The sequence below is a fragment of the Nocardia araoensis NBRC 100135 genome (assembly GCF_000308435.1).
Taxonomy (GTDB): Bacteria; Actinomycetota; Actinomycetes; order Mycobacteriales; family Mycobacteriaceae; genus Nocardia; species Nocardia araoensis.
Map to the genome: position 1 here is coordinate 1 of NZ_BAFR01000317.1, position 7,517 is coordinate 7,517.

Sequence of the window (7,517 nt, forward strand, 5' to 3'; positions counted from 1 at the left end):
GCGGAAACCACGAGCGGTACCGCGACGCCTGCCGCCGGACCGGGGTGCACCGCAGGTCGCTCGTCACGCGCGGACGGCGGCGCTTCCTCGAGGATCACATGCGCGTTCGTCCCGCTGATCCCGAAGGACGACACCCCCGCGCGCCGTACCCGGCTGCCCGCGGTCCACGGCTCGGCGTCGGTCAGCACCCGCACCGATCCGGCCGACCAGTCCACATGCGGCGAGAGTTCCTCCGCGTGCAAGGTTCTCGGCAGCGTCTCGTGGCGCAGCGCCTGCACCATCTTGATCACGCCGCCCACTCCGGCCGCCGCCTGGGTGTGGCCGATATTGGATTTGAGCGAACCGACACGCAGCGGGCCCTCCGGACGTCCCTGTCCGTAGGTGGCGAGCAACGCCTGTGCCTCGATCGGGTCGCCCAGTGTCGTTCCGGTTCCGTGCGCTTCCACGGCGTCCACGTCCGACGGCCCGAGCCCGGCATCGGCCAGCGCTGCCGCGATCACCCGCTCCTGCGACGGACCGTTCGGCGCGGTGAGGCCGTTGCTGGCGCCGTCCTGGTTCACCGCGCTGCCGCGCACCACCGCGAGCACGTTGTGGCCGAGTCGCCGTGCGTCCGAGAGCCGTTCGACGACCAGCACGGCCGCGCCCTCCGCCCAGGCCACGCCGTCGGCGGCGGCGGAGAACGATTTGCACCGCCCGTCCGGCGCCAGACCGCGCTGGCGGGAGAATTCCACGAACACCGTGGGCGTGGCCATCACCGTCGCACCGCCCACCAGGGCGAGCGAGCTCTCCCCCTGCCGCAGCGCCCGGCACGCCACATGCAGTGCCACCAGCGAGGACGAGCACGCCGTGTCCACTGTCATCGCGGGACCTTCCAGACCGAGCGAATAGGCGATGCGTCCGGAGACCACGCTCGCCGCCGAGCCGGTCCCCACGTACCCTTCGGCCTCGGGTCCGGCCTTGCGGGTCAGGACGTCGTAGTCCTGATACATCACCCCCGTGTAGACACCGGTGTCGGTGCCCCGCAACGACGTCGGATCAATACCCGCGTGCTCGAGCGCTTCCCACGACACCTCCAGCAGCAAACGCTGCTGCGGATCCATCGCGTTCGCCTCCCGCGGGCCGATTCCGAAGAACCCGGCGTCGAATTCGGCCGCGTCCGCCAAGAACCCGCCCGCGTTGACGTAGGAGGTTCCGGTGTGCTCGGGATCCGGATGGATCAGACGATCGAGATCCCAGCCGCGGTCGGTGGGGAACTCGCTGATGGCGTCGGTGCCCGAGGCCACCAGATCCCAGAGATCGTCGGGAGACGCGACACCGCCGGGGTAGCGGCAGGCCATACCGACGATCGCGATCGGTTCATCGGCCCGCGCGCGCTTCTGCGTCCGGCGGACGGTCTGCCCGGCGCCATCGATCCGGGATCGCAGCAGCCGAGCCACGGCCGCCGACGTCGGATGATCGAAGGCCAGCGTCGACGGAAGACGCAGACCGGTGGCCTTGGTGAGGCGGTTGCGCAGGTCCACCGCGCCCAGCGAATCGAATCCCAGTTCGCTGAACGGCTTGTCGGCCTCGATCAGGTCTCCCGTGGCGTGCCCCAGGACCTCGGCGACCTGCCGGCGCACGAAATCCAGCACGATCGCCTCGTGCCGGTCCGGCGGCGCCGACGCGAGCCGCTGCGCCAGATCGCCGCCGCCCCCTTCGGCCCGGCGCGGCACCGCTACCAGCGAACGCAGCAGCGGCGGCAGCAGACCCGCGCGGGCCTGCGCGGACAATGCCGCGGTATCGAAGTCCACGGCGGCGACCAGCGGCGTGTCCGCACCCGCGGCCCGGTCGAACAGCGCGATTCCGTGGGATTCGGCCAGTGGCCGGAAACCCATGCGGGACAGCCGGTCCAGACCGGCGCGTCCCAGTCCGGCGGTCATCCCGCCGTTCTGGGTCCACGGGCCCCAGGCCACCGCGACCGCGGGCAGACCCGCGGCGGCGCGGCGCCGGGCCAGCGCGTCCAGCACCGAGTTCGCCGCGGCGTAGTTGCCCTGACCCGCCGAGCCGAGGACCGCGGCGATCGACGAGAACAGCACGAACGCCGAGAGGTTCCGGTCGCGGGTGAGTTCGTCCAGGTGGAGTGCGGCGTCGACCTTCGGCGCGAACACCCGCTCGATCCGGTCGGGCGTGAGCGCGTCGAGCGTCGCGTCGTCCAGAACGCCCGCGGCGTGGACGACGGCGGTCAACTCCGGACCGTCGGCCAGCTGATCGAGCAGGGCGCGCACCGCGGCGCGGTCGCCGACGTCACAGGCCAGCACTCGCGTCCGAGCGCCGAGTCCGGCCAGCTCGGCCACCAGTTCGCGCACACCGTCGGCCCGCTCGCCGCGGCGTGACACCAGGACCAGATCCCGCACACCGTGCGTCGCGGCCAGGTGCCGGGCCACGAGGGCGCCCAAGCCACCGGTGCCGCCGGTGATCAACACCGTCCCGTGGCCCATGGTGACGGCCGTGGCGGCCGCATCGTCGCGCCGGGCGAGCCGGGGCGCGAACAGTTCGCCCCCGCGGGCCGCCAGCTGCGGCTCATCGGCCGCGAGGGCCGCCGAGATCAGTTCGGGCCCGACGATCGCGTCGGTCTCGGCGTCCAGCAGCACGATCCGGCCGGGATGTTCCGATTGCGCGCTGCGCAGCAGACCCCGGATCGCGGCGGCCGCCAGGTCCGGATCCTCGCCGTGCAGGCCGGCGCCGTCGCGGGTCACCACGACCAGCTGGGTGTCGCCGGACTCGGGTAGGCGCAACCAGGATTGCACCGCCGCCAGCGCGGTGTGCACGCTCCGGCGCACCCGGTCGGCCTCCGTGCCGTCGGCGCGTTCGGGGCCGGACTCGGCGAACCACACCACCGCGTGCGCAACCGGTGCGTCGGTCCCGGCGGCCGCCACCAGCGCGGGCATATCCGAATAGTGTTCGTCGAAAGCGGATTCCGACGAGCCGCCGACCGCGGCCAGCCGCACCGGGCCGGACGGTGCACCGGATGCCACTGTGGCCCAGTGCACGTCGTAGAGGCCGTGGGCCCCGGCGGCGCGGGCGTTGCGCACCGTGTCGCTGTCGACCGGCCGCGCCTGTAGCGCGTCCACCGTGACCAGCAACGCGTCCGTAGCGTCGCGCAGTTCGACCCGCACCCCCTCGGAGCCGGTCCGCCGGATCAGCGCCCGCGCCGCGCTCGCGCCACCGCGATACAACCGCACGCCGCTGAAGGCGAACGGCAGCGGCGCCTGGTTCGCGGCCGAATCAGCCGCCAAGAGGTCGCCCGCGGCGTGCAATGCGGCGTCCAACAGTGCCGGGTGCACACCGAAACGTGCAGCTTCCGAGCCGATCTCGCCGAGCCGCACCTCGGCTACGACGGCGTCGCCACGGCGCTGGAACCGGCGCACGCCCTGGAACGCGGGCCCGTACGCGAGACCGCGGGCGGCCAGTTGGTCGTAGAGCGCCTTTCCGGTCGTCGCGTCCTCGTCCGGGGACAGTTCGTCCGCCTCGCCGGACACCGCCGCGTCTCCCGTATCGGGCGCGAGCACACCGCGGGCGTGGGTGGATCCGGCGGTCCGGTCGCCGACGGCCCGCGAGGCGATGACGAAGCGCCTGCGCCCGGCGTCATCGGGCGCTTCGACGCTGATCTGGATATCGACCTCGGTCCCTTCGTCCAGCCGCAGCGGCGACTCCAGGACCAGTTCCTCGACCGTCCCGGCATCCGCTCGCGCGCCCGCCGCCAACGCGAACTCCACGAACGCGGTCCCCGGCAGCAGCACCGCGCCGAACACCGTGTGATCGGCCAGCCACGGCTGCGCCGCCGTCGACAGGCGGCCGGTGAACAGCCACTCGTCCGAACCGGCCAGGGCCAGCGCCGCGCCGAGCATCGGGTGGTCCATCGCCGTCAGTCCGGCGCGGCCCACATCACCGATGCCGTCCGTCGGCGGCAGCCAGTACCGCTGGCGTTGGAAAGCATAGGTGGGCAACGGGACTCGGCGCGGCGGTCGACCGGCGAACATCGGGCGCCAATCCACTTGGGCGCCCGCGGCGTCGGCGGCGGCCAGGAACGCGGTGAACTGCCCGACCTCGTCCGCGCCACGCCGGGCGGCGGCGACCACCGTGCAGCGGGCCTCGATGTCGGGTTGTTCGGTCAGGCATTCCCTGGTCATCGCGGCCAGCACCGCGTCGGGACCGATCTCCAGGAAGCGCCGTGCTCCGCCGGCGACCAGCGCCCGGACTCCCGGCGCGAACCGTACGGCCGCCCGGACCTGACGGACCCAGTACTCCGGATCGGTCAGCTCGTCACCTGCCGGTGCGCCCGAAACATTCGAGACGATCGGGATCGTCGGCGGCCGGTAGGTCACACCGCGGGCCACAGCCCGGAACTCGGCCAGCATCGGTTCCATCCGCGCCGAATGGAAGGCATGGCTCACGCGCAGCCGCTTCGTCCTGCGGCCCTGGTCACCGAAGAGCCGCTCGACCGCGGCGACGGCGTCGGCGTCGCCGGACACCACCACGGACGAGGGACCGTTCACCGCGGCCACGGACACCCGGCCGTCGTACCCGTCGAGCGCGGCCGATGCTTCCTCTTCCGACACCGCCGCGGCCAGCATCGCGCCGCCGGCGGGGAGTGCGCCCATCAACCGTCCGCGCGCCGCCACCAGCGCGCACGCGTCGGGCAGCGACCAGACGCCGGCGACATGCGCCGCCGCGAGCTCACCGATGGAATGGCCGAGCAGCACGTCCGCGGTCAGGCCGAACGATTCGGCGAGCCGGTACAGCGCCACCTCGAAGGCGAACAGCGCGGGCTGGGTGAACTCGGTCCGATCCAGCGGTCCCGGCGCGCTGTCGCCGTCCGGCGTCTCGGCGATCAAATCCCGCAGCGAACGTCCGAGCAGCGGATCGAACGCGGCGCACACCCGGTCCAGCTCCGCCGCGAACACCGGGAACGCCGCGTACAGCTCCCGCCCCATCCCGGCGCGCTGCGCGCCCTGCCCGGTGAACAGGAACGCCGTGCGTCCCGAGCCCGCGCGGCCCTCGACCACACCGGGCGCGGAACGCCCCTCGGTGAGTGCCGCCAGACCGGCCAGCAGTTCGTCCCGGTCGCGACCGACGACGGCTCCGCGCCATTCCAGCCGGGCACGGGAGGTGAGCAGCGAATGCGCGATATCCCGGGAGTCCGTTGCCGGATCGTCCGCCATCCACTGCCGCAAGCGGTCCGCCTGCGCCCGCAGAGCCGCGCCGGAAGCCGCCGACAACAGCAGCGGGATCGTCTGCGCTACGGCGTGATTCGACGCGGGCCGCTGCGCGGGAACAGGCTCGGACTCCGGTTCCGCTGCGGGGTCGGCGGGCGCTTCTTCGAGGACGACGTGGGCGTTGGTGCCGCTGGCGCCGAACGACGACACGCCCGCACGCCGGACCCCGGCGCCCGCGGGCCACGGTTCGCTCTCCCGCAGCAGCCGCACCGTACCCGCCGACCAGTCCACATGCGGGGTGGGCGCGTCGATGTGCAGTGTCTTCGGCAGCATTTCGTGTCGCATGGCCTGCACCATCTTGATCACGCCGCCGACGCCCGCCGCGGCCGAGGTGTGGCCGATATTGGATTTCAGCGAGCCCAGACGCAACGGCGCGTCGGCCTGCCGGGTTCCGTAGGCGGCGATCAGTGCCCTTGCCTCGATCGGATCGCCCAGCATCGTGCCCGTACCGTGCGCTTCCACCGCGTCGACGTCCGCGGGCTCCAGGCCCGCCTCGCGCAGGGCCTGCCCGATCACGGCTTCCTGCGACCGGCCGTTCGGCGCGGTCAGCCCGTTGCTCGCGCCGTCCTGGTTGATCGCGCTGCCGCGCACGACCGCCAGGACGGTGTGTCCGAGCCGCCGTGCGTCGGAGAGCCGTTCGAGCACCAGCACCCCGAGTCCTTCGGAGAAGCCCGTCCCGTCGGCCGCCGCGGCGAATGCGCGGCACCGGCCGTCGGGCGAGAGGGCGCGCTGCCGCGCGAACGCGATGAGCAGAGATGGATCCGACATCACGGTGACTCCGCCCGCCAGGGCCAGGGTGGCGTCACCGTTGCGCAGCGCCCGGCACGCTAGATGCAGCGCGACCAGCGACGACGAGCATGCCGTGTCGATCGAGACGGCCGGCCCTTCCAACCCGAGGGTGTAGGCGATCCGGCCCGACAGCACGCTGTTGGAGACACCCAGGTAGGCATGGCCTTCCGTTTCGGCCGTGATATTCGGGGAGCCGACGCGGGGCCCGTAGTTCTGGTGGGCCACCCCGGCGAACACGCCGGTTTCGGTGCCGCGGAGCGAGACCGGGTCGATGCCGGCGTCTTCCAGCGCCTCCCAGGCCGCCTCGAGCATCAGGCGCTGCTGCGGGTCCATCGCGGCGGCCTCGCGCGGGCTGATGCCGAAGAAACCCGCGTCGAAATCGGCGACGGAATCGAGGAAACCGCCCTCACGCGTGTAGACCGTCCCGGCTACGTCCGGATCGGGATCGAACAACCGCTCCAGGTCCCAGCCACGATCGGTCGGATACGACCCGACGGCGTCCACGCCCTCGGCGGCGACGCGCCACAGGTCCTCGGGTGATCGGACTCCGCCGGGGTACCGGCAGGCCATGCCGACGATGGCGATGGGCTCCCGCGTCCGATCGGTGAGTTCGCGCAGGTGTTGTTTGGTCTCGTAGAGCTCCTTCGCGGTCTTCTTGAGATAGCGGCGTAGCTCGTCGGTGTCGGCCATCGGTGGTCTCCTGATCGTGCGAAGTCAGCTGAGGTTGTCGATGAACTCGAAGAGTTCGTGATCGTCCGCGGTGTCGAGGTCGTCGGCGTCGACGCCCGGCTCGGCATCCTTGCCTTCGAGTTCGCGCAGCAGGGCGGACAAAGTGGTCGCCAGTGACGACCGGTCGGCGGCGGACAGTTCGGCGGAGGCGAAACTGCGGGCCAGCGCGTCGACTTCGGCCGCGATACGTTTCGCGGGGTCCTCCACGGGCGCGATTTCCTGCCGGAGGAAGCCGGCCAGGTCCCTCGGAGTCGGGTAGTCGAACATCGCCGTCGCGGGCACCTGGACGCCTGCGGCCGCTTTCAACCGGTTGCGGAATTCCATGACGCCGAGTGAGTCGAATCCGATGTCGCTGAAGGGTTTGTCGGCGGCGATGGTCTCGGCGTCGCCGCCGAGTACCGCCGCTGCTTCGGCACGGATCAGATCGAGGACGATGCGGTCCTGCTCGGCGGTCGACAGGCCCACCAGGCGGTGCACCGGTTCCGGCGATCCACTCGCCGCGGTCTCGGCTCGGGGGCGGGTGGGTCCGAGCAGGTCGCGCATGATCGGACGCGGATCGGCGAGCTCCGTGAGCGCGGAGCGGTCGATGCGGGCCGCCACGAACGCGGGTCTGCCGCCCGCGAGTGCGGCGTCGAACAGGGCCATGCCTTCTCGCTCGTCCAACGGCGGGAAACCCTCCCGCCGCAAACGGGCGAAGTCGGCGTCACCGAGCGTCCGCGTCATGCCGGTGCTCTCCTGCCACGG

The 7,517-nt window shown here is 72.2% G+C and carries 2 protein-coding genes; both read right to left on the minus strand.

The features are described from left to right. Positions 1-6,734, minus strand: a 6,734-nt coding sequence (locus ON21_RS31080) for a type I polyketide synthase (RefSeq protein WP_039803957.1), incomplete at its 3' end; no start/stop codon positions are given. A gap of 24 nt (positions 6,735-6,758) precedes the next feature. Next, positions 6,759-7,517: acyl carrier protein (locus ON21_RS31085; RefSeq protein WP_218004173.1), on the minus strand; the 759-nt coding region annotated here is incomplete at its 5' end.